We start from the raw sequence: 25,302 nt of genomic DNA, 5'->3' as shown, positions 1-25,302 counted from the left end.
TGAGGCTGGGACAAAAGTCCCAGCCTCTCAATTGTCTTTGGATTGTCGAGCAAGACGCAGTGGTTGAGTGGGACGACGAAATCGAATTCTAACCAATTTCCCGATTTCTGTCCCACTCTCCTTTTTTAAACTTCTAAACTAGATGTTTGGGCAGTAAAATAAGTAATCTTTCCTTCTACCCCAAAATAGTCCTTGACTAGGCCTTTTAATTCGTCCATGGCAGCTTGGACGCGTTCCGCTTGCTCTTCAGTCACTGCTTCCATCACAAGAATAGCCTGTCGAGTTTCTTCTGTCAGCATGGTCCTTTGAGCTTCCCGCCAGTTTAAACAACGGCAAACAGCCCCTTCTTGGTCATAATAGATAATCTCTTCCGGCAAAGCTGGAGCATCTTCCTCCGCTCCTAGCGGGAAGAATGGCTCTCCACCCTTGGCTTTCCCTAAAGATAAGCCTCCGGCTAATTTTTCCATATCCTCACCACCACATGGGATAGCATAGGCAAGAGATACACTATTATACAGATCCACTAAAGGATTGATAGGATAAAACTCCCGGCCTTGCGAAACACGTTTCAATAAGGCTTCAATGGAAGAACGAGCTCCTTTTTTTGTCTTGAATTTGGTAAAAGCCTGACGCCATTCTTGAACGACTGGGCTGGCAGTGAATTGTTCATCATCGATGAAGACTTTTGATCGAGCGACTCCCTTGTCAAGTAAATCCTTAAAATAGGGATCCTTGCTTTCGTCGACGTGGTTGTCAATACCTTCTACTGTCATCACCACTACTTGTGCTTGGGGAAACAAATCCCAAAACTCTTGATCTACTGTAAATTTCATTTCTTTTCCTCACTATAATTTCTTTTTTTGCCTTTTTTAACTAGCTCCCAATCCGCCGCAATGTTTTCTCTCATCTTTGAAAGCCATTCCTCTAATTGAAGGGCTTCTGCTTTTGAAAACCCCTTTAGGGCAGTCTTCTCAGAATAAGCATGCTCAGCAAGGATAAAAGGATAAAGCGCTTGTCCCTTTTCCGTTAGAATCCATTTTTTTATCTTTTGATTGGAAGAATCAGTTAATTCTCGGATGAGACCTTTATCAGCTAATTTTTTAACAGAGCGGGCTACTGTTGAGCGATCCACTTTTAATAAATCGGATAACTCCTCTTGAATGATCCCTGGTTGCTCCCCGATCCGTACTAAATATAGGTATTGACCTCTTGCCAGATCCAAATCTCGGAACTCAATATTGGCAATCGAATCTAAGGCTCGGGCTATGATGCCAATCTCTCTTAGAACCTTCATCTGTTCCTCCTTTCTTTATGAATGATTCTATCACATTTTTATTGCAAATGCAACAAAAATAACAACCAGAAAAAAGCCGGCTGAAAACCGGCTTGCTCCTATTTTATTCTTTAACATCAGTCCTGTTTTTTTCTCAAGTTTTTAAGATGGAAACGACGCTTGAGAGAAGCTTCCTTTTGGTGAAAAGCTACCTTAGAAGACTTGTACTTGGCTACCACATCCCCATCTTTTGTTTCAAATCTCGCTTCAATCGCATATTGAATACTAGCATTTAAGATACAGCCAATAATCAACACCTTAGCTACCAGGATAAACCAGAACATAATGATTGCTAAAAGGACTGACCCGAAGAAACGAGCATCTAGGAAACTCGTGATGTAGTGATCAACATATTTCCAGAAAATATTCAAGGTCAAATAAAGGACTGCTGTCACAAAGATGGCTCCTGGAAAGACATAGCGAAACTTAGGAATTTTGATATTGGGTAGGGTGTAATAGAGCAAGAGCAAGGTTAAAAAGAGAAGGAAGTAAACCGAAGGTCCTGAAATATTTAAGAGACGAAGGTAGATACTTTCATCAAACTTAAAAATCTCATAGACAGAACGAATAATCATCCGGCCAAACATGGTCAAAACCAGAGATAGACCAAACAGACCTTGCAGAGCAAAACTAATCAAAATACTGAAGATTCTCGACCAGATAATCCCCCTCTCCTTCTCCACTCCATAACTTTTATTGAAGGCTCTCTGCAGGTAAGCGATACACTGTGAGGAGACCCATAAAGCCGAAATGATGGAGAAACTCAGTAAACCAGTAGACGGCTTAGTAAGCACTGATGAAATCACTTGCAAGACAATGCGGTACATGGAGGCAGGTAATACTTCACGCAAGGTCAGCAAAATCTGAGTCGGACGAATCTGAAAGTAAGGGAGAATATTGGCTGCAATCAACAATAAAGGGAGAATGGAAATCAATAAATAATAGGCCACTGCTATACTTGTGATGTCCGATTCAGAGGCCATATAAAAGCGCAAGAACCCCTTTATAAACGGTCGTTGGCCTAGCCATTTTAGAAACTTTTTCATATCTTTCCTCCCCTAAACAAAGTCATAAAAAGAGAAAAGAGCGAAACCGTTATTTATCTTCAGCTCCATTCTTTCCTCTCTACTTATTTTAATAGGTTCCTTCTTCGCCTTGACTGGTCAAAATAACCGGTCCATCTTTAGTAATAACAAACTGATGTTCGTACTGACAAGAAAGTCCACCGTCAAGGGTTTTGTGGGCCCAACCTGTCTTCATATCGGTATCGATTTCCCAAGTTCCGGTATTAATCATTGGTTCAATGGTGAGTACCATCCCTTCACGTAATCGCAAGCCACGTCCTGCACGTCCGTAATGAGGCACCATTGGTTCTTCATGCATAGTTGGTCCTACACCGTGACCGACCAAATCGCGTACTACACCATAACCTTTGCTTTCAGCATATTCTTGAATCGCAGCTCCGATATCACCTAGACGATTTCCGACAACCGCTTGTTCAATCCCCCTATAGAGACATTCTTTGGTGACATCCATGAGATCTTTGACTTCTTGGGAAACATTCCCAACTGCATAGGCCCAGCAAGAATCAGCCAAACCACCAGAGTAGTTTTCTGTATACTTTTTCACCTGTGCAACATTATCAAAGTCCAACTTTGAGACATCAACAACAGACTTGTCTAAGGGTTCAGACAAGACCATATCCACCTTTAAGAGGTCACCATCTTTTAAGACATAGTGGCGAGGAAAGGCGTGAGCTACCTCATCATTGATCCCACAACATGTCGCATAGGGATAGTCCATCAGACTTCCTTCTACACCGATCTGAAGGGGCAAGACATTGGCTTCTTTACAGCGACGTCGAACATACTCTTCTACTTCCCACAGATCGAGACCTGGTTTGATCAAATCCCGAAGGCCAATATGGATACTAGCAAGAAAGTCTCCTGCTCGGTCCATGGCTTCGATTTCACGCTGTGATTTCAATGTAATCATCTATTTCCTACTTCCATTCTAATTAATTTTCAAAGTGACGGTGGCCTTCGTAACTAACTGTAAATTCAAATACAAATCAAAATCTATAATAGCCGATCGTCTAGTCTGTCGGACAATACGCGTTTCAATCCGCAAGGTATCGTCCACTTGAACAGCTTGGAGGTAATAGACCAAGAGCTGTTCGATAATTAAATTTTTTCCAGAATTCATCATGAGTTGGCGAGTGACTGTTGTTAGAACTTCAGTGAGAACACCATTCGAGAGAACACCACTCTTTTCTAACATACTTGGTTCAACCGTCAATTCAAAATGATTGGCTTGCAGAACTACTTTTTGACTGATTTGTTCACTGAAGGTTGGCAAGCCCGACAATTGCTCCTTGCTCATCCGGTCCATGACCGCACGACGAGTAATAACCCCTAACAGGGTCTGATTGCTGCGAATAACAGGAATCATCTCAAAATCTTCTGCAATCATGCGTTGACTGACATTGGCGATACTAGAAGATAGGTTTGTCGTAAAGACGCTACGGGACATGACCTTGTCCAGAGTTGTCTGGGGCGTCTTGTCTCCGGCATCTCGCATGGTCACCACTCCAACAACCATCTGGTGTTGATTGACGACAGGAAAACGACTAAACCGGCTTTTTCTTACCAAATCTAGATAGTCACGTACGGTATCTGTTTCCCGCAAAAAACCATATTCATGCATAGGCGAATAGACTTGTTCGACCGTTAGAATATCTGTTTTAATTTGCATGTTGGCGAGAGCACGGTTGATCATGGTCGCCACGGTATAGGTATCATGCTTGGTACGTAGGATAGGAGTTTGACCACTGCGACCCAGTTCCAAAATAGAAGGATCGACGTCAAAACCACCGGTTACAAGAACAGCATTGTCGTGTTGGAGAGCCAGACGTTGGATATTGGTTCGGTCTCCCACAATGAGGAGTCCACCTTCAGAGACATAATCTAAAATATGCTCTTCTGTCATGGCCCCGATATAAAACTTGTTGAACTCTCGTTCTAGCCCTTCTTTTCCTGCCAAGACTTCCGAACCGGTAATTTCTACAATCTCTCGGAAAGTCAGATGTTCTAGGACTGCCTTTTTGGACTTGACACGAACTGTCCCACTACGAGGTCTCGTTTCAACAATTCCACGATTTTCAGCTTCTTTAATGGCCCGATAGGCGGTCCCATCACTCACCTGCAAATAATTCGAGATACTTCTCACACTGACACGTTTGCCAATGGGTAGTTTCTCCAAATAATCTAAAATCGCTTGGTGTTTACTCATTGAGATCTCCTCTATCTATGCAGAACTCGTAATAATCCCGCATCTTTCGGGTATAGCGGTCACTCCCCTTGAATTGCCGTTTCAAACTATAACCGGCATGTAAAGCCACCTGTTGACTGGCTATATTTTCAACATGGGTAATGATTCGGACTTGTTTGAGATGAAATTCCTGAAAGGACAAGAAGGTAATCTCTTTGACAACCTCTGTCATGAGGCCTTGACCCCAATAGTTCTTGTGTAAGAAATAACCAAGTTCTGCTTCTTTCTTAATTTCATCCAACTTTTCAAACTTAATCGATCCAATCACACGGTCTGTTCCCTTGTCACAAATCGCCCATATTCCTAAAGGATTCTTTAGAAAATAATTGGCCAAGACATACTGGCATTCCTCTAGGGACGTTTGTGCTGGGAAAATAAAAGGCAAATTCTCTGGATTGGAGGATATGGCATAAAAGTCAGCCGCATCACTATATAGAAAGGGCCTCAAGAAGAGGCGCTCTGTTTCAAAACATGAAAATGCTGCTAGTTGCGTCCAAATGTTCATAAAAATCGTTCGTTATGCTTCATCAATCAGCTCGATGTCAGCTCCCAATTGTTGCAATTTTTCAATAATATGCGAATAGCCACGAAGGATAAACTCAATATTGGTAATCTCCGTTCTACCCTGTGCCATCAATCCAGCAATCACCAAGGCAGCGCCTGCACGCAAGTCTGTCGCCTTAACTGGAGCTCCTGTTAATTGGTTTGGTCCTTGGTAAACAATGCGATCACCAACTGTTTCAATGGTCGCTCCCATGCGCATCAGTTCAGCCACATGGTTGACCCGCTTTTGATAAATGGTATCTACGATGCTTCCCTTTCCATTAGCGGTCAAGAGCAAAGGAGTCAAGGGTTGTTGCAAATCAGTTGCAAATCCAGGGTAAGGAGAGGTTTTAATGTGAACAGCTTTCAGATTTTCTTGCTTTTCAACAAACACACTATCCTCAGAAATGGTCATCCGAACACCCATTTCTTCCAGCTTAGCGATAAAGCTTTCCAAGTGTTCATAAAGGACATTGTTGATTTGAATCCCTTCTCCAACAGCTGCAGCAAGGGCGATATAGGTCCCTGCTTCGATGCGATCTGGAATCACTTGGTGACGTGTCCCGTGGAGAAAGTCTACTCCTTCAATGGTAATGATATCTGTACCCGCACCACGAATGTGTGCTCCCATATTATTGAGAAGGGTCACGACGTCAATAATCTCAGGTTCACGAGCAGCGTTTTCAATAACAGTACGACCTTCCGCCTTAACAGCAGCCAGAATGGTATTAATAGTTGCTCCAACGCTAACCGTATCCATATAGATAGCTGCGCCACGGAGACGCTCCCCATTTGTGGAAAGGTTCATACTCGAACCATCCATGGTCATCTTAGCGCCCATCGCCTCAAAGGCTTTCAAATGCAGATCAATGGGACGTGGACCTAGGTCACATCCACCTGGTAGACCGACAGTTGCCTGGCCATAACGTCCCAATAGACTTCCGTAGAAATAGTAAGAAGCGCGAAGACTGTTGATCTTTCCAAATGGCATTGGCATATCTTGTACACCACGCGGATCGATAATAAGAGTCTCCCCATCTCGCTCCACCTTTGCCCCCATGAGGGTCATAATGTCAATCAAGCTAGCCACATCTGATATATCTGGAACACCATCAAGGGTCACAATTTCGTCTGCTAAAATAGTTGCTGGAATGAGGGCCACCACACTATTTTTTGCACCACTAATGGTCACCTCACCTTTTAAAGGGTGACCACCATTAATTATAATTTTTTTCATGTAAATATGTATAAGCTCTTTCAATCATTCGGTAAAAAATTACCGCATCTATTATATCATAAAAACGCTTCATTTTCCACTACTTCTTATCTTTTGATCGGTCCATCCAATCCTTAAAAAACCTCAACTATATGTTTTGCTATTTTTTTATATTTTTGCTTGCAAACCTAATTTATTTATGTGTTCTCTTGTTGTTTTTTTAAAAAAGGCAGCCCTTTTCGGACCGCCTTTCCTGACTTTATTTCACTTCATTTCCTAATTCATATTTACTGCCTTTTAAAGCTCGACTCAAAGACCATTTCCAAGGTTTCCCTTCAATGGTTACTTGTTTTTTCTCTAAATCAACTTTTACTTCTTCCACACCTTTTACTGCGGATAATTTTTCAGTGACAGCATTGGCACAACCTTGGCATTTCATTCCACTAATTTCGTATGTTTTTGACATAATTATTTTCCTTTCTTTTACTCGAGGAGGTAACTTTTCTCCTAGTTCTTACAATTTTTTTCTCTTTAATCTGAGAGCATTCAGTACAACCGATACTGAACTAAAACTCATGGCTAGACCTGCTAACATCGGGTTTAAGAGCGGGCCACCAAAGAGATAGAGAAGCCCCATCGCCACCGGAATGGCTAAAACATTGTAGATAAAGGCCCAGAACAAGTTTTCCTTGATGGTCTTAATCGTGTAACGACTAATTTCCAAGGCTCGGACAACATCCATCAATTGCGGTTTCATGACGACGATATCGGCACTTTCCATAGCGATATCTGTCCCAGATCCCATGGCAATCCCGATATCCGCAGTTGCAAGAGCTGGTGCATCGTTGATTCCATCTCCCACCATGATCACAGACTTGCCTTCTGCTTGCAAATCTTGGATCACCCGTGATTTTTCTTGAGGAAGCACTTGACTGATGATCTGCTGGATTCCAGCCTTCTTGGCAATAGCCTGAGCAGTCCGTTCATTATCCCCAGTCAGCATGATGACCTTCTTGCCCATTTTTTCTAGGCTAGCAACCATTTCTAAACTATCTTCCTTGATCCGGTCTGCTACCCCAAAAAGGGCCATGAGTTGTCCATCTTCAGCTAAGAAAATCGGGGTTTGTCCATCCTGAGTTAAGTCCTCCAAGTCAGCCTTGGCAAGATGAATATCGATTCCTTCCTCATCCATGAGCGTTTGATTCCCAGCCAGATAAACCTTCCCACCATAGTTAGCAGTGAGGCCCCTTCCTGTTAGACTAGAGAAGTTTTCCATCTCTAAGATGTCTACATGCTCTTCTTTCGCAGCATCCAAAATAGCTTGTCCCAATGGATGCTCGGACTTGGCTTCCAGAGAAGCTAGGACTTGTAAGGCATGGTTCGTTTGACCATAGGTATAGGAAGAAGACAACTGAGGTTTACCTTGAGTGATGGTCCCCGTTTTATCAAAGACCAAGACTTGCGCTTGGTGAGCTAACTCAAGGACATCCCCCCTCTTGTAGAGGATTCCATGCTCTGCCCCTAAGCCTGTGCCCACCATAATGGCTGTCGGAGTCGCCAAGCCTAGGGCACATGGACAGGCAATGACCAAGACACTGATCGTAACCGTCATAGCAAAGGTGAAAGTTTCACCCATGATAAAGTACCAAAAGAGGCCTGATAAGAGGGCAATCCCCATGACTACAGGGACAAAGACTCCTGCCACTTGATCCGCAATCTTGGCAATCGGTGCTTTGGTTTGTTGGGCATCTTCCACCAGCTGAATGATTTGTGCTAGTAAGGTATCCCGACCAACTTTCTCAGCCCGATAAACCAAACTACCTTGTCCATTAATGGAACCTGCGTAAACTGGACTGCCTTCAGTTTTTTGGATGGGGATAGATTCACCCGTCAGCATGCTTTCATCAATGGCTGATTGTCCGGAAACCACTTGACCATCAACGGCTATTTTTTCACCTGGTTTGACCAGGATCTGATCTCCAATGACCAAGTCTTCTACAGGTAGTTTCACTTCCTTTCCATCACGTAGGACCGTTGCCTCTTTAGCCGCCAGATGCATGAGCTTTTTGATAGCTTGAGAAGTACGCCCTTTTGATAATGTTTCAAAATACTTACCCAAAGTAATCAAGGTTAAAATCACGGCTACAGATTCAAAATAAAGCTGGTGCACGTGATGGTGGTGGCCAAGCAAAATGTGATAAGTCCCATAAAGACTATAAAGAAAGGCTGCACTAGTCGCTAGAGCTACCAAAGCATCCATATTGGGATGGCCTTTTAGAAGGGTTCGGAAGCCATTTCGATAAAAGGCTCGTCCAAAGATCATCACGGGAATGGTCAAGAACAAAAGAACAAGAGTATAAGCCACAGGTGCTTGATCAGGTGAAACAAATGCAGGTGCCGGTAGGCCAATCATGGGCCCCATTGCTAGATAAAAGAGAGGCAGGGTGAAGACGGAAGACCAAAAGAGGCGTTTTCGGATCACTTGTAGCTTGTCACCTTCTCGCTCTTCTTGGCTCTTAGCTGTATCTGGATTGTATACTACTGCCTCATAACCGGCGTCCGCTACTGCTTTTGAAATAGCCTCTGGACTCAAAGGTTCCCCCTGATATTCAACCGTCATTTTTTCAGTGGTTAGGTTGACTGTCGCTTTTTCAACACCCTCAAGATGGTTAACAGCTTTCTCCACATTGATCACACAGGATGCACACGTCATCCCATTGACGACAAAAGTTTCTTCTTTCATTTATCTTCCTCCACATGACTGGCACAGTGACACTGGCCAGGTTGGCAATCACATTGAACCCGCTCCACGCTCACTTTCGAAGCCAGGAGGTCTTGCAACCCCTTCATTTGCTCCTCGGTCATAGGGGTTTGCTGGATTAATCGCTCCAATATGTGACCATGCTTGGTCAAGCAGATCTTACTTAAAACTTCATTAACAGCTGTAAAATTAGCCTCTTCTTCATTGAGGATGGTCTGATACAAATAGGTCCGACCTTCTCTTCGGCTTGTCAAATAGCCTTTATCAGCCAATCGTCCTAAGAGGGTTTTCACCGTCGAAGCTGACCAGTCCTGCTTGGTGGAGAGAATCTTGGTTATTTCTGTAGAAGTCGCTTCCCCCTTAGTCCAGAGAACTCTCATGACTTCCCATTCCGCACTTGAAATCTTTGCCATTCTTTTACCTTTCTAGCTCTCATCAAGAACAATTAATTTACATTTGTAGTTACATTATACACCTTCCATTTTGTTTGTCAATAGTTTTGTTTACTTTTGTAGATTAATTTCATAAAAAGAGAGTGGGACAGAAATCGGTAATTCGTTAGAATTCGATTTCGTCGTCCCACCTCCGCACAGTTGAGTAGGGCAGTAAAAGCTGATGAAATCAGCGTAGTAGAGCCCACTCAACCACTGCGTCTTGCTCGACAATCCAAAAACAATAAAGAGGCTAGGACTTTTGTCCCAGCCTCATAATTTTGAGAAATATTAGTAAAATCCATTTGATGTCGAGAAAGAGAATGACAAACAAGTGATTGTCTTGCCTGAAGAGACGAAGGAACGGATAACGGGTGATTTGTTTGAGGGACTTTATCGGAAACGACAGATTGGATTTGGAAAACTCTTCAAGACTATCAAGAAAGAATTAGACTTAGATGATGTCGAAGATGGTAATCTTGTTCAGACTGGAGAGGATAGTCAAGAAGTATCGCGAGGTCAGGAAATTGTAGCCGTTTGGAATTGGCAGAGAAAGAATTATTTTTTACAGTTACTAAGAAATATGTTAGTCAGTTTTATTATTAGATGTATTTAATTTGCTGTAGTAATTGACAATTACGGCTGATAAGCATCCAAAAAAAATAAGTCCATATACAGTTAAAAAGACGCTAGTAATACGTCCGATTAGAGTAGTAGCTAGTATATCTCCGTAACCTACTGTTGTTGATGTGACAAAAGCATACCATAGTCCATCCCAGTAATTACTTATTTGAGGTTCAACTAATAAAAGTATTCCTCCTGAAATAAAAATAAAACTTACAAAACTTATCAAAAATTGATTAAAACCTGTAACTTTTATAATATGAAATAGAGTATTTAAACGTTTCATTTGGTTCTCCTTTGTTATAGTGTTAATGAAAATTATAGCATACAAAAAGTGTTTAAATATGTATTTTAGACACTTTTTATATTAATTTTTATTATGTTTTCTTGATAGTAAGCCTCTATCGTTACAAGCTCGTTTGTGGTAAGATGAGTATAGGTCATTTATCTTAGTTCCTTTCAGACAAATGTGGTGTTTATCTGAGCCTAACATAGATGGCTTTTTCTGTCTAGCTTCGTTTTACAAATTGGGTTATTTATTCTTCATAAGATTTGAAGGGTTGATCTTTTTTAGGGTATCGTGTCGGTGTGATTGACAGTCCCATCTTATCTTTTTCGTGTAGCAATTCAATGACTAGGGAAACCATGATCAGTACCATGATGAGTGAAAATGGAAAGGCTACGATAATCAGCGTATTTTGCAAGGCTACTAAGCCCCCTGAAAGAAGTAAGACGATGGCAATAGTCGCAAGTAGTACGCCCCAGAAGATTTTAAGGTTATTCTTTGGTTTGAGATTCCCATCATCAGAGAGCATAGCTAGCACATAGGTCGCAGAGTCTGCTGACGTGATAAAGAAGGTAATGATCAAGATGATGGCAACAACGGAGGCAATAAAACCAAATGGCAGTTGACTGAAGGTTGCAAACAAGGTCTGCTCACTTGGAAACTGTGTTAAATCTACATTTCCAAGTGATTGAACATGCGTTGAAAGTGTTCCAAAGGTAGAAAACCATAAAAAGCTTAATACAGTCGGTGCTAATAAGACGATGGATAGAAATTGTCTGATACTACGTCCTTTAGAAATTCTGGCAATAAAAACTCCCACGAATGGTGACCAAGAAATCCACCAAGCCCAATAGAAAATCGTCCAAGTATTGATCCAGTCACGATTGTATTGACCAAAGGAACCAGCACTGAAACTCATACGGAAGAAATTGGAAATATACAGTCCGATACTATCGGTCAAGGTATTAAAAATCTGGACTGTGGGACCGATGATTATGGTGATGGCGAGTAGTCCAATCGCTAAAATAAGATTGGTGTTTGATAAGATTTTTACCCCTTTTCCAAGACCAGAAAGGGCTGAAATGGTAAAGAGGATGGTTGTGATAATGATGATAATAACTTGCACAAGGGCATTGTTTGGAATACCAAAGAGGTAGTTGAGTCCCCCATTGATTTGGGCTGCCCCAAAACCAAGAGTGGTTGCCACCCCGATAACAGTAGCGACCACTGTAATCGTATCTAAAATCTTACCAAGGCTACCGTTTGTTTTTTTACCAAACAAGGGCTTTAAGGTAACCGATAAAAGATATTTCTCTTTTTTTCGGAAACCAAAGTAGGCGAGGGCCAGGGCGATTAAAGCATATATTGCCCAGGCATGGATGCCCCAGTGAAAGAAAGTGTAACGGAAAGCATCGGCTAAGGCTTCCTGCGACCCTGGGGTAGCTCGTACCGTTGAAATGGCATAATGGGATAAGGGCTCTGCGGCACCGTAGAAGACAAGGCCGATTCCCATTCCAGCAGAAAATATCATGGCAATCCAAGAGATAGTAGAGTGTTCAGGCACCGAATTGGGTTCCCCCAGTTTGATTTGCCCAACGGGACTAACCAGGAAAAAGCCACAAAGTAGAACGATTGACGTGACCAGTAATAAGTAAAACCAGCCAAGTTTATCTGAAATAACTTCCCTTAGTTGTTCTGACCAAACTTGGTAGCCGTCAGGCATAACAATACCAAGAAGGACCAGGATAGCCAGTAGCACAAAAGAGGTTTTTAAGACCGGCGTTAAATTTTTAGTTGACATAAAATCTCCTTTCATTCTCTACCATTATATCAAAAATGATAATAACTTAAAAATGAGGGGAGATTAGATAACACCCAGCTAGTTATAATTTTTAGTTGATTAACTAGAGACGTTTAAGAACCTAAATTGTCAAATTAAGTTAGACTTTTCAAGTAACTCAGAAAAACTTGGTAGGGTGATTGATAATTCAATGATTTCCTAGGAATTCTATTTCTTGAGAGTGGGACAGAAATCGGTAATTCGTTAGAATTCGATTTCGTCGTCCCACCTCCGCACAGTTGAGTAGGGCTGTAAAAGCTGATGAAATCAGCGTAGTAGAGCCCACTCAACCACTGCGTCTTTCTCGATAATCCAAAGATAATTGAGAGGCTAGGACTTTTGTCCCGGCCTCCTTTCTATCTCCTTAGTTAACTGCTTCTTTTAAGGCTTCTACCTTGTCCAAACGTTCCCATGGTAGATCGATATCAGTACGTCCCATATGTCCATAAGCCGCTGTTTGACGGTAGATTGGACGTTTGAGATCCAACATTTGAATAATCCCTGCAGGACGAAGGTCAAAGATTTGACGCGCTGCTGCTTCTAATTTGCTTTCAGCAACTGTTCCTGTACCGAAAGTATCGATACGAACAGATACAGGGTGAGCCACCCCAATCGCATAAGCCAATTGCACTTCTGCCTTCTTAGCAAGCCCTGCTGCCACGATGTTTTTAGCGATATAGCGAGCTGCATAAGAAGCGGAACGGTCCACCTTAGTCGCATCCTTACCTGAGAAGGCACCACCACCGTGACGTGAGTATCCACCATAGGTATCCACGATGATCTTCCGACCCGTCAAACCTGAGTCTCCTTGAGGTCCTCCGATAACGAAACGACCAGTTGGATTGATGAAGAATTTTGTTTCATCATCCAGATAAGAAGCTGGAATCACTTCCTTGATGACCTTGTTGATCACATCTTGGTGGATTTGTTCATTGCTGACATCTGGATCGTGTTGAGTTGAAATAACCACCGTATCCACGCGCACTGGCTGGTCATTTTCATCATACTCAACAGTGACTTGTGACTTGGCATCTGGACGAAGGTAGCTGATATCACCAGACTTCCGAAGCTCTGCCAACCGACGAACCAACTTGTGACTGAGTGAAATTGGTAATGGCATGAGTTCTTCTGTTTCATCCACCGCAAAACCAAACATGATACCTTGGTCACCTGCACCAATCAAGTCAAGTGGATCTTGGTCTGCGTTTCCACGGACTTCCAAAGCTTCATTAACCCCTTGAGCGATATCAGGAGATTGTTCCACCAAAGATGGGTGGACTCCCACTGTTTCAGCCGAGAATCCATACTCAGTGTTTGTATAACCAATCTCTGCAATGGTATCACGAACCACACGGTTAATATCGACATAAGCTGTAGTTGAAATCTCACCAAAGACATGCACGGAACCAGTATAAACAGCTGTTTCTGCAGCCACGTGTGCTTCTGGATCTTGCTCTAAAATAGCATCCAAAATAGCATCTGAAATTTGGTCTGCAATCTTATCTGGATGCCCCTCAGATACCGATTCAGACGTGAATAATTTACGTTCTGACATAAAAATGTCCCCCCTTAAAAAATAATCGTTATAGAGTTACAAAGAACTGGTAGATGCTTTCTACCACCTTATCGGGACCATATAACTTAACTATTATATCACGATTTTGCACCAGTATTCCTTTTTTTATAAAAAGAAAAAGATATAGTTTGAAACTATATCTTTTAACTTAACCTCTTTCCAACTCTAATTCCTACAGTAGCAAGGTCCCTATTAATACAAGGATAGTGGAAATGATAGATGGAATTTGAATACCTAACCAAGCTGGATCACCAGCAAAAAGCATGGAGGCAAAATAGAGAGTTACTGAAACAAATAGCATCGTCTTATTAGCCGTTTTCGTTCCAATGCCAAGCAAGACTGTCGCAGCAATATAACAAGTAAGATAAGATCCCAAAAAGATTAGGAAAACAATTCCCCATGGTCCTGCTATCACAGCACTACCTATAAAAAGCATCAGTAAGCCCATATTTACGAAAAATACAAGAGTTAGAAGGCCCCTATTAGGAACAGAATTTTCTGGACCTTGATCCGCCATTGGTGGCTGAGCAGGATTTTCTGGACCTTGATCCGACATTTGTGGTTGAACAGGATTTTCTAGATCTTGATACGTCATTGGTGGCTGAGTAGAATTTTCTGGGGCTTGTTCCGCCATTGGTGGCTGAGCAGGATTTTCTGGACCTTGATCCGACATTTGTGGTTGAACAGGATTTTCTAGATCTTGATACGTCATTGGTGGCTGAGTAGGATTTTCTGGGCCTTGAGCCCCCATTGGTGGCTGAGCAGGGTTTTCTGGGCCTTGAGCCCCCATTCGTGGCTGAATAGATTCTTCAGGCATTCCGTCTTTGTCTTGGTTTGTTTCACAATTTAGCTGTTGATCTGTCATAATTTTCTCCTGACATTTTTCTAAAATATTTTGCCTTTCTTAAAAAGCTGGAATTAACGAATTTCTATGTGATATTCACTGAATCCTTCCATACATCAAATGACATTTTAAAAATATACAAGTTGATAGAATTTCTTGACTCGATAAGATCATTGATCAAGCAAATACTGATTTAAAAGAGTTTCTCCCTTCTTAATATCTCAATACTTCTTTAACTTCTTTCGCTAGGATTGTTCCAATTAAAACAAGAATAGCTAAAACTATCGGTGCAATTCGGAAAACTCCCCAGTCTGGATCATAAGCTAAAATAATGGACAGTATATAAAGTACGAAACTCGTATAGAGTAGCGTCTTATTTCCTTTCTCCATCCCTATTCTAAGAAAAATGGCCCCAATAGCAATACTTAATAAGTTTGGTCCTAGAAAAATTAAAATGAAAAGTCCCCAAGCATTACCCGAAAGTGCAAAGTAAGAGATAAACAATACAAGATAGATAATGGATAAGTAAAAGGCGACTGAAAGAAGAATGGAAGTAAATTTGATTTTTGTTGGATAATTCTGAATAGGTGCCGAATTAAAACCATCTCCACTTATCCTAATCCTATCTTTATTTTCTTCAACATTATTCTGCTGATCTGGCATAGCTTTCTCCTTTCCTTTTCTTATTATTTTATTTATGTTTTCTTTTAAAACAATTATACACTATTCCATTATTCTTTTATTATATCCATCTATTCAATACTATCTCTTAAAAACTAATTTCAAGAGTAAGCTTTAGCCTATCTAAACTAAAAGTTCTCTTTATTCTTTATTTTATCCTTATATCCCATAGAATTGCTCCTTGTAAAATGTCGAGGACCAAACAAACTGAGATAAACTGTAACGGAAGGATTGGATACCAGGTATGCTCTTTTCTAATCGAAGAACATAATCGTACCCGATCCATTTTCATTACCTGCTATCCAAACAGTCGAAATATAAAGAAAGGTTACAAAATAAATTAGCCCTGATACCATTTATTTCACTCCACTTTCAAAGTAAAGTATAAATTGATTTATTACCTCTCATTATAACACAATTTGTAACCGCTTCCTCCATATTTTCTCGCTATATAAAAAAGATAGGATTTTTCGCCCTATCTTCTATAATTACTCTCCATTATCAAACATTACAGTTCCGAAAAAAACCACTATAGCTATTACAATAGGCATAAACAAAAATATTCCCCCAGCTGGGTCATACACTGCAATCATCGAAACAAAATATAAAACTGCGGATGTATAGAGACTTATTCTATTCCCCATCGTTTTTCCGTTCCAAAGCAGAAGGGTCGCAATGATAATACAGAGAAAATGGAGTTGTAGCATAATTGTCCATTCACTAAATGCAATCGCGACGAGTAGAGACCATCCTAGGTATATATTTGCTAAAACAAGTGCAATAGATAGTACTATCGTACTTCCGAATCTTTTTTCTGGCTTCATGTCATTGTTAGAAAGGAGACTATCTCCTAAAACATATGCCTCTTTGTCTTTATTTTTTGGGGGATTCTGCTCTTCCCCCGCCATGGATGGCTGAACAGCCCCCTCAGTCACACCTTGATGCCCTTGGTTTGATTCATATTGTGGATCTTGATCTGTCATCGCTATTCCTCCTCTTTTATAAGGTTAAGTGATTTAGAGTTTCTTACTCCTATTATACCCCATTTGATGATCTATTGCATCAGCTATGATGAGTGATAAATTTTATCTATCAGCTTGATAAATTATCCATATTATTCAAATGATTTTTTTCGTGTTACAATGACTGTATTATTTTCTAATCAGTAAGGTAGCATTTCTTTTTTCCTTGCTCATTAGAGAGGAGGAAATCATTTTTGGATTGGTCAATTGTTGAACAATATTTTCCACTCTACCAGCAGGCCTTTTTCTTGACCTTTCACATTGCAGTATGGGGGATTTTAGGTTCATTTCTTTTAGGACTGATTGTCAGTATCATCCGACATTATCGTATACCGATTTTAAGTCAACTAGCTGGCTGTTACATCGAACTTTCTCGAAATACACCGCTCTTGATTCAGCTCTTCTTCCTCTACTTTGGATTGCCAAGGATAGGAATCGTCCTTTCTTCAGAAGTCTGTGCAACGATTGGTCTCATCTTTTTAGGTGGTTCCTATATGGCTGAGTCCTTCCGAAGCGGTCTAGAAGCTGTCAGCCAAACCCAGCATGAAATCGGTCTCTCCATTGGACTAACACCCAGACAGGTCTTTCGCTATGTGATTCTACCGCAAGCGACCGCAGTGGCTCTGCCTTCCTTTAGTGCCAATGTCATTTTCCTGATTAAAGAGACCTCTGTATTCTCTGTAGTCGCTTTAGCTGACCTCATGTATGTCGCAAAAGATTTGATCGGACTCTATTACGAGACAGATATCGCCCTGACCATGTTGGTCATTGCCTATCTACTTCTCTTGCTACCGATTTCACTTCTCTTTAGTTGGATAGAAAGGAGATTACGCCATGCAGGATTCGGGAATCCAAGTACTCTTTCAGGGAAATAATCTCCTTCGGATACTCCAAGGCTTGGGCGTGACCATTGGGATTTCCATTATCTCTGTCTTCCTATCCATGATCCTTGGAACTTTACTCGGAATCGTGATGACTTCCCATTCAAAAGTCATTCGTCTGCTCACTCGCTTTTATCTGGAATTTATCCGGATTATGCCCCAGTTGGTCTTGCTCTTTATCGTATACTTTGGTTTGGCCCGCAATTTCAACATAAACATTTCCGGTGAAAGTTCAGCCATTATCGTCTTTACCCTTTGGGGAACGGCTGAGATGGGAGATTTAGTCCGAGGGGCCATCACTTCTCTTCCAAAACACCAGTTTGAAAGTGGACAAGCCTTAGGATTAAGCAAGGTCCAACTATACCGCTACATCATCATCCCACAGGTTCTCAGACGCTTGCTTCCGCAAGCTATTAACCTGATTACCCGTATGATAAAGACAACCTCCTTAGTGGTCCTCATCGGGGTTGTAGAAGTTACCAAGGTCGGCCAACAAATCATCGATAGCAACCGCCTGACCATCCCAACCGCTTCTTTTTGGATTTATGGAACCATTTTAGTCTTGTACTTTATTGTCTGCTTCCCTATTTCCAAATTAGCAGGACAGTTAGAAAACCACTGGAGGAATTAATATGTCTGAAACCATTTTAGAAATCAAGTACCTAAAAAAATCCTTTGGAGACACTCCTATCCTCCAAGGGCTTTCCCTCAAGGTTCAAAAAGGGGAGGTCGTGGTGATCTTGGGGCCTTCTGGTTGTGGTAAGAGTACCCTCCTTCGTTGTATCAATGGCTTAGAAACTATCCAAGCTGGCGATATCCTCTTGGATGGTCAATCCATTACAAAAAACCAAAAAGACTTCCACCTGGTCCGCCAAAAGATTGGGATGGTCTTCCAAAGTTATGAACTCTTCCCCCATTTAGACGTCCTCCAAAACTTGATTCTTGGTCCTACAAAAGCTCAAGGACGAGCTAAAGAGGAAGTCATCAAGGAAGCAGAAGAGTTACTGGAACGGGTCGGTCTCTTGGAGAAGAAACATAGCTACGCAAGGCAGTTGTCTGGTGGACAGAAGCAACGGGTAGCCATCGTCCGCTCCCTCCTCATGCATCCAGAAATTATCCTCTTCGATGAGGTGACAGCCTCTCTAGACCCTGAGATGGTGCGGGAAGTCCTAGAACTCATCAACGACCTGGCTCAAGAAGGACGGACCATGATTCTGGTGACCCACGAGTTACAGTTCGCACAAGCTATTGCCGATCGAATCATTTTCTTGGATCAGGGCAAAATTGCCGAAGAAGGAAGTGCTCACTCCTTCTTTACCAACCCACAAACCCAACGAGCACAAGAATTTTTAAATGTATTTGACTTTAGCCAATTTGGCTCATATCTATAAAGGAGATTTTTATGAAATTCATTAAACCAATTTTAGTTCTTTTTACCTTCGCTCTCGCTTTGCTCTTTATCACTGCATGTGGCTCTAGCAAGTCATCATCTTCTTCTACCGGCTCTAAAGCACGTACTATTGAAGAAATCAAGAAAAGTGGCGAGCTTCGTATCGCAGTCTTTGGAGACAAAAAACCTTTTGGTTATGTTGATAATGATGGATCCTACCAAGGTTACGATATCGAACTAGGAAACCAATTAGCTAAAGACCTTGGTGTCAAACCGAAATATGTATCAGTGGATGCGGCTAACCGTGCGGAATACCTGATCTCTAATAAAGTGGATATCACCTTAGCCAACTTCACCGTAACAGATGAGCGGAAGAAACAAGTAGACTTCGCCCTTCCTTACATGAAGGTTTCACTCGGTGTGGTATCTCCTAAAGATAAGGTCATCACAGATGTGAAACAATTGGAAGGAAAAACCTTGATCGTAACCAAGGGAACTACTGCTGAAACCTACTTCGAAAAGAACCATCCAGAAGTAAAACTTCAAAAATATGACCAATACAGCGATGCCTATCAAGCTCTTCTAGATGGACGTGGCGATGCCTTCTCAACAGACAACACAGAAGTCCTTGCTTGGGCTCTTGAAAACAAAGGATACGAAGTTGGAATTACATCACTTGGTGATCCAGATACTATCGCACCAGCGGTTCAAAAAGGAAACAAAGAACTCCTCGATTTCATTAACGATGACATTCAAAAGCTTGGAAAAGAAAACTTCTTCCACAAAGCTTACGAGAAAACTCTTCACCCAACCTACGGCGATGCTGCAAAAGCAGATGACCTCGTTGTTGAAGGTGGCGAAGTGAAATAACAAATAAGAGAGTGGGACAGAAATCGGTAATTCGTTAGAATTCGATTTCGTCGTCCCACCTCCGCACAGTTGAGTAGGGCTGTAAAAGCTGATGAAATCAGCGTAGTAGAGCCCACTCAACCACTGCGTCTTGCTCGACAATCCAAAGACAATTGAGAGGCTAGGACTTTTGTCCCAGCCTCTTTTTCTTGTCAAAAACTATTTTCCACTTGTGGCATCTAGTCGTTTCCTCCAAAAGCATATACCTAATAGGACATCGATGGTTAAACAGACAGAGAGGATCTGTAGAGGCCAGAGCAATCCATAAACAGCTGATAGACCATAGAAAATACTTGCCGAAGCCCAGAGAAGTCGAGATTCTATCGCCAAAGCGAACTGGCTTGAGACAAAGCCGATTGTGAATAAAACCAAATGGATACCCGTTGCATAAAAAAGGATGAAGGCAAAAGGGCCGGTCAGGAAGAGTCCGATGATACCCAAGCCGTAATAAGTAAGACCTAGCCATTTGGGAAGAGCAAAAAGATACGAATAAAGAGACGATGCATTTCCTTTATTGGTTAAGACCCCGTTAACAGGCTGTCTAGAGTTCTCAAACGACTGATTGCTATTGTCGTCTTGCTCCAAAGTCACGTCCACTGTAGGCCTTTCTTGCCCAGTCTCTAACCCCTTTGTTACTACTCCTTCACCATTATCACTCGATTGGTTCCCAAATAACATAACAAGGGGAGCGATAACTAATTTTTCTTTCATCAAGACGAATACATTAGGATAGCCAAATCGTTTTGGGTAAGAAAGCAAATCGGATAATAAGGACGAAGATTCCTTATTTCCGGAGATTACCTCATCCGATCCCCATTGACTTTCTAACCGCTCAGCTGACTCTTCTTCATCTCCACTTGCAGCACCATCTTTGTCAGTATAGACACTTGACCGCGTCCCAAGCAGCTTCTGCAAGCTTTCCTTCTGTCTATATACCAGATAAAGGGAAATGACAGAATGGTAAAAAGGAATGGGTGAAGTCGTCTTTAAAACGAGTAGGTCTAGCGTGACAGAAGGGAGATAGTAACAAGCATAAAGGCAACTGAGCACAAATAGGACCTTCTGACTCTTAATGACGAAGAAACTGGACAACAAGATGACAAGCAGGACTTCTTGGTCCACTCCTTCAAATAATCTCCAGTAAATGTCAGATTTTGAATGATCCAATATATTCCACAAGCGTAAGACAACAGGAATCCTATCGACCAATTGTAAGATACTGATCCCCAAGGAAACCAACGGAACGATTGGATACCAAGTCCCTTCCTGACCAACTAAAGAACGAAGACGAGGCCACTCCACCTTATTGATCATGATCAGGACAATCGCTAAGGTTGGAAGTTGAGAAAGTCTCATCACAACCTCAGTACCAAACAAAGCAATGGGAACCTCTTGTGGCCAAAAGATGCTGAGGACGAGGAAGAGAGCATAAAGAAGAAGCCCCTCCGCCTTCTCCTGGTCTTTCCAGATTTTAACTGTGAGAAAGACTTGAATAGCCATCCATAAAAGAATCTGAATGATTGACAACCAGATAATAGGGGGATTCTCTCCGTTTCCAGGCTCTCCGGATAAGAGCATAAATACTTGAAAAAGAGCCTCAAGAATCTGGACTAGTAAGAGAATGAGGTAGCAAATTTTACGGTTCATCACAATCTCCTCCCTCTAGACGAATCAGTGAAGCGTGAACTCAAAAATAAGCTTTCAATATAATTGTAGGTAGTGAGACAGCAATCCATTCTTAAATAAAGTCTGCCTCTGCAATAGCTTCTTTGACCACTTCCAATGGAAGATGGACTAGCTCTACTTCTTTTTCACGATAGAGATACTGAGCATATTCATCGATGCGGTATTGATGGATATAAACTACCCGCTTGCAGCCTACTTGAAGCAGCTGCTTGGTACAGTTGAGGCAAGGGAAATGGGTCACATAGGCTGTGAAACCTTTGGGAATCCCCCGTTCCGCTCCCTGTAAAATGGCATTGACCTCTGCATGGAGGGTCCGAACACAGTGTCCCTCCACCATGAGGCAGTCATGATCCAAGCAATGCTCCGTACCAGAGACAGAGCCATTGTAACCCGTCGCAACCACCTTATGATCCTTGACCAATACAGCACCCACCTTGGCTCGCTTACAAGTTGCTCGATTTGATATTAACAAAGCCTGTGCTGCAAAATACTCATCCCAAGCTAATCGTTTATGTCCCACAGTCTTGTCCTCCTTCATGAACATTCTAAATTTTTTTCATTATAGCACGAAATCAGCAAGAAAAAAAGATAACACTGTCACAGCCGATTCGTTCACTCAAAGAAAAAGAGATCCATGCGGATCTCTTTATTAATTATTTACCAAGTTTTGCTTTAGCTGCATCTGCAAGAGCTGTGAAAGCTGCTGCATCGTTAACAGCCAAGTCAGCAAGCATTTTACGGTTAACTTCGATCTCAGCCAATTTCAAACCATGCATCAATTGTGAGTATGAAAGTCCGTTCATACGAGCTGCCGCATTGATACGTGTGATCCACAATTTGCGGAAGTCACGTTTCTTTTGACGACGGTCACGGTATGCATAGTAGTAAGAGTTCATTACTTGTTCTTTTGCAGTACGGAACAAGATGTGTTTAGCTCCATAGTAACCTTTAGCTAATTTAAGAATACGTTTACGACGTTTGCGTGATACAACGCCACCTTTAACACGTGCCATTTATATTTCCTCCAATATTTCCTAGAATTCTTTACTTACAAATACGCGATTATTTCAAGCGAGTAAGCATTGCTTTGATACGTTTGAAATCTCCTGAATGCACCATAGATGCTTTACGAAGATGACGACGTTGTTTCTTAGTTTTTCCGTGGAAACGGTGAGAAGTGTAAGCACGGAAACGTTTAAGTCCACCAGAACCTGTACGTTTGAAACGTTTAGCTGATGCGCGGTGTGTTTTTTGTTTTGGCATGATATTTTCTCCTTTTTTTAACTTTCTGACAGATTATTTCTTGTCAGTTGCTGGTGCCAACTGCATGAACATTTGACGACCATCCATTTTAGCACGTTGTTCGATGATAGCAATATCTTGAGTTGCTTCAGCGAAATCGGCTAAAACTTTTGCCCCAATCTCTTTATGGGTGATCATACGACCCTTAAAGCGAATGGAAACCTTCACTTTGTTCCCTTTTTCAAGGAACTTGCGAGCATTGCGAAGTTTTGTATCGAAATCACCCTTGTCGATAACTGGGCTCAAACGAACTTCTTTCACGGTCACAACGCTTTGTTTTTTGCGTTGTTCTTTTTGTTTCTTCTGGTACTCAAATTTGAACTTACCGTAGTCCATAATTTTCGCAACAGGAGGTTTAGCTTGAGGTTGAATGAGAACCAAGTCCACATTAGCGTCGTCCGCAAGTGCTTGCGCTTCACCAAGTGGTTTGATACCCAATTGTTCGCCCTCAAGACCGATTAAGCGAACTTCACGTACACGAATTTCATCATTGATGAATAAGTCTTGCTTTGCTATGGTTTTCACCTCTTTTTTTATTTTAGAGAAAAACAAGAGCGGACTTGCTAACGCAAACCCGCACTACATGATTATATTTCATTTCTGAAACTTGATCCGTAGGGGCCAGACAACGTTAGTCGCAAGGCGAGAAGTTCTCACTTCTGCTTTTCTCAACTTTTATATGATATCAAGTTTATGATGGATTGTCAAGGATTTTTTTTGCTTTTTCTTCAATAAATGCAACCACTTGATCAATTCCGACACCAGTCGTATCAAAATGAATGGCATCGTCTGCTGGTTTCAATGGCGAAACCTCTCGGTGACTGTCTTTGTAGTCCCGCTCAGCAATTTCTTTTTTCAATACTTCTAAATCTGTTTCAATGCCCTTGCTCAAATTTTCCTTATAGCGACGTACTGCACGTTCTTCTACAGAAGCCACTAGGAAAATCTTCAATTCTGCATCTGGTAAGACAACCGTCCCAATATCACGACCGTCCATGACGATCCCACCTTGAGCAGCAATCTGTTGTTGCTGGGCTACCAAGCGCTCACGGACAGGAGCCAAGGCAGATACCCAAGAGACATTATTGGTCACTTCATTGTCACGAATTGGATGAGTCACATCGACATCAGCTACGAAGACTAATTGCTGCCCGTCTTCAGAGCGCCCAAAGCTCACAGGATATTGGTTCAGCAAATCAACCAACTGGTCAACATCTGCTTCAGTCAGATCATGACGAAGAGCCAGATAGGTCGCTGCGCGATACATGGCACCCGTATCGAGATAAGTGTAGCCTAAATTTTTAGCAATAATCTTAGCAACAGTTGACTTCCCGCTAGATGCAGGGCCATCAATCGCGATTTGAATCTGTTTCATAGCTTATCCTTTATTTAATCTTGACGACATCTCCTGGATTTGCATACCATGATCCAGTAGACATGTGAGATGGATTCAGTTGCTCTAATTCGGCGATCGAAATGCCAGCACGCGCCGCAATTGCTGCTTCTCCTTCACCAGCTAGGACTGTAATCGTACCTTCTTCAGATTCTTCTGCACTTGCTTCCTCTGTCTGTTCTGCAGCTGGAGCACTACTTGCTGCAACGACTGTTGTTTCACCATTGTAGAAACCGCTCATTTGTTTCTTCTTATCGCTTCCACCTGTAGAAAGGTAAACTAAGAAGCAGACCATCGCTACAATAATAATAAAGAAAATAATCGCCAAGATGGTCAACAAGCGATCAGCTTTTATCCCATTTAATTTGTTTGTTCGTTTCAATGTTTCTTCTCCGTCATCATAAATTTCTTCTTCCCATGGCTCTTTCGGCATAACTTCCTCCTTGTGTTTTCCTGTTAAAATCATTACAATATAGATATGAAAATAACCTTAATACCTGAACGTTGTATCGCATGTGGCCTTTGCCAAACATATTCGGACATTTTTGACTATCACGATAATGGCATCGTTAAGTTCGCCTCTGAGGATGAACGATTGGAAAAGGAATTTCCTACCGATGCTTCTATCCAAGAAGCAGTTAAAAATTGTCCAACCCGAGCTCTTATCAAAGATTAAGAGCTTTTTTCATTATCTGCATAGTAGAGTTGATAATAGTCCACATGGATAAAGTTATCTGTCAACTCAATCTCACCCTTAAAATGATCATTCAAGGCTAAGGCATTGATAAAGTATTTTTTGGGCCACTTACGCATACAGAAGGTCCGACTTCTTGATCCATCGTTGAAAATTAACTTGATGGAATTCTTTGTAACTTCCACTTTTTCAATCGATGAAATCGGAACTTTTATAGGAGTTAATGGATTCGCCGTTATAATCCGTAAAATCCCATCATCGTAGATCGTAAAATAGCGATGCACTCCTACAGCCAGCAAGGCCATAAAGAGAAAGAATGAAAAGAGTACCACCGTCGGGATACTGGAACTCTCATACATTAGAGCTAGTCCAATAAAGACGGGTATAACCGATAATGACCAATAGGTAATCAGCATGGATAAATCAGGCTGCCAATGGTATCGGATTTTCCCAAAAATCTTAATCATATGCGGAACCCCCTCCTACTAGTTTAGCATAAAATCAACAAAAATAGAACAGGAAAGCCTGTTCTATTTTTAATAATTTAAGTTATCAAATAA

30 protein-coding genes and 1 other annotated feature are annotated in these 25,302 nt (G+C 41.6%); of the genes, 6 read left to right on the top strand and 24 right to left on the bottom strand.

Features of this window, described 5'->3' with window-relative positions:
* Nucleotides 1-125: 125 nt before the first annotated feature.
* The 10 genes from HMPREF9421_RS05780 to HMPREF9421_RS05735 form a co-directional block, all read right to left on the bottom strand.
* On the bottom strand, nt 126-833 hold the full coding sequence (locus HMPREF9421_RS05780) for a B3/B4 domain-containing protein (RefSeq protein ID WP_006596067.1): 708 nt from the start codon (nt 831-833) through the stop codon (nt 126-128).
* Nucleotides 830-1,294 carry a MarR family winged helix-turn-helix transcriptional regulator gene (locus tag HMPREF9421_RS05775; protein ID WP_006596066.1) on the bottom strand — a complete coding sequence of 155 codons (465 nt, stop codon included), beginning with the start codon at nt 1,292-1,294 and terminating at the stop codon, nt 830-832. The genes HMPREF9421_RS05780 and HMPREF9421_RS05775 overlap by 4 nt, the downstream gene beginning before the upstream one ends.
* A gap of 116 nt (nt 1,295-1,410) precedes the next feature.
* The gene (locus HMPREF9421_RS05770; RefSeq protein WP_006596065.1) at nt 1,411-2,379 is read right to left on the bottom strand and encodes a YihY/virulence factor BrkB family protein; all 969 of its coding nucleotides are present in this window, start codon (nt 2,377-2,379) and stop codon (nt 1,411-1,413) included.
* A gap of 88 nt (nt 2,380-2,467) precedes the next feature.
* Entirely contained in the window at nt 2,468-3,328 is an 861-nt protein-coding gene (locus HMPREF9421_RS05765) for a methionyl aminopeptidase (RefSeq protein WP_006596064.1), read from the bottom strand.
* An 18-nt stretch (nt 3,329-3,346) separates the two neighbouring features.
* Entirely contained in the window at nt 3,347-4,624 is a 1,278-nt protein-coding gene (gene spxR / locus HMPREF9421_RS05760) for a CBS-HotDog domain-containing transcription factor SpxR (RefSeq protein ID WP_006596063.1), read from the bottom strand.
* Nucleotides 4,617-5,168, bottom strand: a complete 552-nt coding sequence (locus HMPREF9421_RS05755; protein ID WP_006596062.1) for a GNAT family N-acetyltransferase — start codon at nt 5,166-5,168, stop codon at nt 4,617-4,619. The genes spxR and HMPREF9421_RS05755 overlap by 8 nt, the downstream gene beginning before the upstream one ends.
* Before the next feature lie 12 nt (nt 5,169-5,180).
* Nucleotides 5,181-6,443 (bottom strand): UDP-N-acetylglucosamine 1-carboxyvinyltransferase, encoded by a 1,263-nt coding sequence (locus HMPREF9421_RS05750; protein WP_006596061.1) that lies wholly within the window; start codon nt 6,441-6,443, stop codon nt 5,181-5,183.
* Nucleotides 6,444-6,681: 238 nt separating this feature from the next.
* Entirely contained in the window at nt 6,682-6,888 is a 207-nt protein-coding gene (copZ, locus tag HMPREF9421_RS05745; RefSeq protein WP_006596060.1) for a copper chaperone CopZ, read from the bottom strand.
* 48 nt (nt 6,889-6,936) lie between these two features.
* On the bottom strand, nt 6,937-9,165 hold the full coding sequence (locus HMPREF9421_RS05740) for a heavy metal translocating P-type ATPase (protein ID WP_006596059.1): 2,229 nt from the start codon (nt 9,163-9,165) through the stop codon (nt 6,937-6,939).
* On the bottom strand, nt 9,162-9,596 hold the full coding sequence (locus HMPREF9421_RS05735) for a CopY/TcrY family copper transport repressor (RefSeq protein ID WP_006596058.1): 435 nt from the start codon (nt 9,594-9,596) through the stop codon (nt 9,162-9,164). The genes HMPREF9421_RS05740 and HMPREF9421_RS05735 overlap by 4 nt, the downstream gene beginning before the upstream one ends.
* 352 nt (nt 9,597-9,948) lie before the next feature.
* Here HMPREF9421_RS05735 and HMPREF9421_RS05730 point away from each other — a divergent pair, with 352 nt between their 5' ends.
* Nucleotides 9,949-10,230, top strand: a complete 282-nt coding sequence (locus HMPREF9421_RS05730; protein WP_002891204.1) for a protein rep — start codon at nt 9,949-9,951, stop codon at nt 10,228-10,230.
* On the opposite strand, the gene HMPREF9421_RS05725 is transcribed toward HMPREF9421_RS05730, so the two are convergent.
* From HMPREF9421_RS05725 to HMPREF9421_RS05700, 6 genes are all read right to left on the bottom strand, one after another.
* Nucleotides 10,201-10,524 carry a potassium channel family protein gene (locus HMPREF9421_RS05725; protein ID WP_003096828.1) on the bottom strand — a complete coding sequence of 108 codons (324 nt, stop codon included), beginning with the start codon at nt 10,522-10,524 and terminating at the stop codon, nt 10,201-10,203. The two genes, HMPREF9421_RS05730 and HMPREF9421_RS05725, sit on opposite strands and share 30 nt — an antisense overlap.
* Nucleotides 10,525-10,774: 250 nt before the next feature.
* On the bottom strand, nt 10,775-12,325 hold the full coding sequence (locus HMPREF9421_RS05720) for a BCCT family transporter (protein WP_040803013.1): 1,551 nt from the start codon (nt 12,323-12,325) through the stop codon (nt 10,775-10,777).
* Between the two features lie 403 nt (nt 12,326-12,728).
* Nucleotides 12,729-13,919, bottom strand: coding sequence for a methionine adenosyltransferase (gene metK / locus HMPREF9421_RS05715; RefSeq protein WP_006596055.1), 1,191 nt, complete (start codon nt 13,917-13,919; stop codon nt 12,729-12,731).
* 193 nt (nt 13,920-14,112) lie between these two features.
* A complete protein-coding gene (locus HMPREF9421_RS05710; protein ID WP_006596054.1) occupies nt 14,113-14,805 on the bottom strand; it encodes an ABC transporter permease in 693 nt (230 codons plus the stop codon).
* Nucleotides 14,806-14,997: 192 nt separating this feature from the next.
* Complete coding sequence (locus tag HMPREF9421_RS05705) at nt 14,998-15,447, bottom strand: hypothetical protein (RefSeq protein WP_006596053.1); 450 nt, start codon at nt 15,445-15,447, stop codon at nt 14,998-15,000.
* A gap of 506 nt (nt 15,448-15,953) precedes the next feature.
* The gene (locus HMPREF9421_RS05700; RefSeq protein WP_006596052.1) at nt 15,954-16,448 is read right to left on the bottom strand and encodes a hypothetical protein; all 495 of its coding nucleotides are present in this window, start codon (nt 16,446-16,448) and stop codon (nt 15,954-15,956) included.
* A gap of 233 nt (nt 16,449-16,681) precedes the next feature.
* Here HMPREF9421_RS05700 and HMPREF9421_RS05695 point away from each other — a divergent pair, with 233 nt between their 5' ends.
* Genes HMPREF9421_RS05695 through HMPREF9421_RS05680 form a run of 4 tightly spaced genes read left to right on the top strand, consistent with a single transcriptional unit; the run spans nt 16,682 to nt 19,628 of the window.
* A complete protein-coding gene (locus HMPREF9421_RS05695) occupies nt 16,682-17,362 on the top strand; it encodes an amino acid ABC transporter permease (RefSeq protein ID WP_006596051.1) in 681 nt (226 codons plus the stop codon).
* Nucleotides 17,322-17,999: an amino acid ABC transporter permease gene (locus tag HMPREF9421_RS05690; protein ID WP_006596050.1), complete on the top strand. Its 678-nt coding sequence runs from the start codon at nt 17,322-17,324 to the stop codon at nt 17,997-17,999. The genes HMPREF9421_RS05695 and HMPREF9421_RS05690 overlap by 41 nt, the downstream gene beginning before the upstream one ends.
* Nucleotide 18,000: 1 nt before the next feature.
* The gene (locus HMPREF9421_RS05685; RefSeq protein ID WP_006596049.1) at nt 18,001-18,759 is read left to right on the top strand and encodes an amino acid ABC transporter ATP-binding protein; all 759 of its coding nucleotides are present in this window, start codon (nt 18,001-18,003) and stop codon (nt 18,757-18,759) included.
* 11 nt (nt 18,760-18,770) lie between these two features.
* Nucleotides 18,771-19,628, top strand: coding sequence for a cysteine ABC transporter substrate-binding protein (locus tag HMPREF9421_RS05680; RefSeq protein ID WP_006596048.1), 858 nt, complete (start codon nt 18,771-18,773; stop codon nt 19,626-19,628).
* A gap of 198 nt (nt 19,629-19,826) precedes the next feature.
* Here the strand turns inward: HMPREF9421_RS05680 and HMPREF9421_RS05675 are convergent, their stop codons facing one another.
* The 7 genes from HMPREF9421_RS05675 to HMPREF9421_RS05645 all read right to left on the bottom strand — a co-directional run bounded on the left by HMPREF9421_RS05675 (nt 19,827) and on the right by HMPREF9421_RS05645 (nt 24,481).
* Nucleotides 19,827-21,314, bottom strand: a complete 1,488-nt coding sequence (locus tag HMPREF9421_RS05675) for a hypothetical protein (protein ID WP_006596047.1) — start codon at nt 21,312-21,314, stop codon at nt 19,827-19,829.
* Nucleotides 21,315-21,405: 91 nt separating this feature from the next.
* Nucleotides 21,406-21,873, bottom strand: coding sequence for a deoxycytidylate deaminase (locus HMPREF9421_RS05670; RefSeq protein WP_006597396.1), 468 nt, complete (start codon nt 21,871-21,873; stop codon nt 21,406-21,408).
* A 133-nt stretch (nt 21,874-22,006) separates the two neighbouring features.
* On the bottom strand, nt 22,007-22,366 hold the full coding sequence (gene rplT, locus HMPREF9421_RS05665; protein ID WP_000124834.1) for a 50S ribosomal protein L20: 360 nt from the start codon (nt 22,364-22,366) through the stop codon (nt 22,007-22,009).
* 49 nt (nt 22,367-22,415) lie between these two features.
* Nucleotides 22,416-22,616: a 50S ribosomal protein L35 gene (rpmI, locus tag HMPREF9421_RS05660; protein WP_001125942.1), complete on the bottom strand. Its 201-nt coding sequence runs from the start codon at nt 22,614-22,616 to the stop codon at nt 22,416-22,418.
* Between the two features lie 33 nt (nt 22,617-22,649).
* Complete coding sequence (gene infC, locus HMPREF9421_RS05655) at nt 22,650-23,180, bottom strand: translation initiation factor IF-3 (RefSeq protein ID WP_006597373.1); 531 nt, start codon at nt 23,178-23,180, stop codon at nt 22,650-22,652.
* Nucleotides 23,181-23,195: 15 nt separating this feature from the next.
* Nucleotides 23,196-23,326: a sequence feature (ribosomal protein L20 leader region), on the bottom strand.
* A gap of 20 nt (nt 23,327-23,346) precedes the next feature.
* Nucleotides 23,347-24,030: a (d)CMP kinase gene (gene cmk, locus HMPREF9421_RS05650; protein ID WP_006596044.1), complete on the bottom strand. Its 684-nt coding sequence runs from the start codon at nt 24,028-24,030 to the stop codon at nt 23,347-23,349.
* A 10-nt stretch (nt 24,031-24,040) separates the two neighbouring features.
* Nucleotides 24,041-24,481, bottom strand: coding sequence for an SAG1386/EF1546 family surface-associated protein (locus HMPREF9421_RS05645; RefSeq protein ID WP_006597409.1), 441 nt, complete (start codon nt 24,479-24,481; stop codon nt 24,041-24,043).
* A gap of 45 nt (nt 24,482-24,526) precedes the next feature.
* On the opposite strand from HMPREF9421_RS05645, the gene HMPREF9421_RS05640 reads away from it, so the two are divergent.
* Nucleotides 24,527-24,724 carry a ferredoxin gene (locus HMPREF9421_RS05640; protein WP_006596042.1) on the top strand — a complete coding sequence of 66 codons (198 nt, stop codon included), beginning with the start codon at nt 24,527-24,529 and terminating at the stop codon, nt 24,722-24,724.
* Here HMPREF9421_RS05640 and HMPREF9421_RS05635 read toward each other — a convergent pair.
* The gene (locus HMPREF9421_RS05635; protein ID WP_006596041.1) at nt 24,721-25,209 is read right to left on the bottom strand and encodes an EbsA family protein; all 489 of its coding nucleotides are present in this window, start codon (nt 25,207-25,209) and stop codon (nt 24,721-24,723) included. The two genes, HMPREF9421_RS05640 and HMPREF9421_RS05635, sit on opposite strands and share 4 nt — an antisense overlap.
* Between the last annotated feature and the right edge of the window lie 93 nt (nt 25,210-25,302).

Source organism: Streptococcus australis ATCC 700641 (genome assembly GCF_000186465.1).
Classification (GTDB): domain Bacteria; phylum Bacillota; class Bacilli; order Lactobacillales; family Streptococcaceae; genus Streptococcus; species Streptococcus australis.
The sequence above is the reverse complement of the archived record's forward strand: the minus strand, read 5'-3'. Positions and strand labels throughout refer to the sequence as shown.

Coding starts and splice junctions, on each gene's coding strand:
- HMPREF9421_RS05640 (WP_006596042.1), top strand. CDS start 24,527: ATGAAAATAACCTTAATACCTGAACGTTGTATCGCATGTGGCCTTTGC.
- HMPREF9421_RS05675 (WP_006596047.1), bottom strand. CDS start 21,314: ATGAACCGTAAAATTTGCTACCTCATTCTCTTACTAGTCCAGATTCTT.
- spxR (WP_006596063.1), bottom strand. CDS start 4,624: ATGAGTAAACACCAAGCGATTTTAGATTATTTGGAGAAACTACCCATT.
- rplT (WP_000124834.1), bottom strand. CDS start 22,366: ATGGCACGTGTTAAAGGTGGCGTTGTATCACGCAAACGTCGTAAACGT.
- HMPREF9421_RS05775 (WP_006596066.1), bottom strand. CDS start 1,294: ATGAAGGTTCTAAGAGAGATTGGCATCATAGCCCGAGCCTTAGATTCG.
- HMPREF9421_RS05725 (WP_003096828.1), bottom strand. CDS start 10,524: ATGAAACGTTTAAATACTCTATTTCATATTATAAAAGTTACAGGTTTT.
- copZ (WP_006596060.1), bottom strand. CDS start 6,888: ATGTCAAAAACATACGAAATTAGTGGAATGAAATGCCAAGGTTGTGCC.
- HMPREF9421_RS05700 (WP_006596052.1), bottom strand. CDS start 16,448: ATGACAGATCAAGATCCACAATATGAATCAAACCAAGGGCATCAAGGT.
- HMPREF9421_RS05720 (WP_040803013.1), bottom strand. CDS start 12,325: ATGTCAACTAAAAATTTAACGCCGGTCTTAAAAACCTCTTTTGTGCTA.
- HMPREF9421_RS05685 (WP_006596049.1), top strand. CDS start 18,001: ATGTCTGAAACCATTTTAGAAATCAAGTACCTAAAAAAATCCTTTGGA.
- HMPREF9421_RS05780 (WP_006596067.1), bottom strand. CDS start 833: ATGAAATTTACAGTAGATCAAGAGTTTTGGGATTTGTTTCCCCAAGCA.
- HMPREF9421_RS05705 (WP_006596053.1), bottom strand. CDS start 15,447: ATGCCAGATCAGCAGAATAATGTTGAAGAAAATAAAGATAGGATTAGG.
- HMPREF9421_RS05680 (WP_006596048.1), top strand. CDS start 18,771: ATGAAATTCATTAAACCAATTTTAGTTCTTTTTACCTTCGCTCTCGCT.
- HMPREF9421_RS05735 (WP_006596058.1), bottom strand. CDS start 9,596: ATGGCAAAGATTTCAAGTGCGGAATGGGAAGTCATGAGAGTTCTCTGG.
- HMPREF9421_RS05740 (WP_006596059.1), bottom strand. CDS start 9,165: ATGAAAGAAGAAACTTTTGTCGTCAATGGGATGACGTGTGCATCCTGT.
- HMPREF9421_RS05770 (WP_006596065.1), bottom strand. CDS start 2,379: ATGAAAAAGTTTCTAAAATGGCTAGGCCAACGACCGTTTATAAAGGGG.
- metK (WP_006596055.1), bottom strand. CDS start 13,919: ATGTCAGAACGTAAATTATTCACGTCTGAATCGGTATCTGAGGGGCAT.
- HMPREF9421_RS05765 (WP_006596064.1), bottom strand. CDS start 3,328: ATGATTACATTGAAATCACAGCGTGAAATCGAAGCCATGGACCGAGCA.
- HMPREF9421_RS05755 (WP_006596062.1), bottom strand. CDS start 5,168: ATGAACATTTGGACGCAACTAGCAGCATTTTCATGTTTTGAAACAGAG.
- HMPREF9421_RS05690 (WP_006596050.1), top strand. CDS start 17,322: ATGCAGGATTCGGGAATCCAAGTACTCTTTCAGGGAAATAATCTCCTT.
- HMPREF9421_RS05750 (WP_006596061.1), bottom strand. CDS start 6,443: ATGAAAAAAATTATAATTAATGGTGGTCACCCTTTAAAAGGTGAGGTG.
- rpmI (WP_001125942.1), bottom strand. CDS start 22,616: ATGCCAAAACAAAAAACACACCGCGCATCAGCTAAACGTTTCAAACGT.
- cmk (WP_006596044.1), bottom strand. CDS start 24,030: ATGAAACAGATTCAAATCGCGATTGATGGCCCTGCATCTAGCGGGAAG.
- HMPREF9421_RS05645 (WP_006597409.1), bottom strand. CDS start 24,481: ATGCCGAAAGAGCCATGGGAAGAAGAAATTTATGATGACGGAGAAGAA.
- HMPREF9421_RS05635 (WP_006596041.1), bottom strand. CDS start 25,209: ATGATTAAGATTTTTGGGAAAATCCGATACCATTGGCAGCCTGATTTA.
- HMPREF9421_RS05710 (WP_006596054.1), bottom strand. CDS start 14,805: ATGACAGATCAACAGCTAAATTGTGAAACAAACCAAGACAAAGACGGA.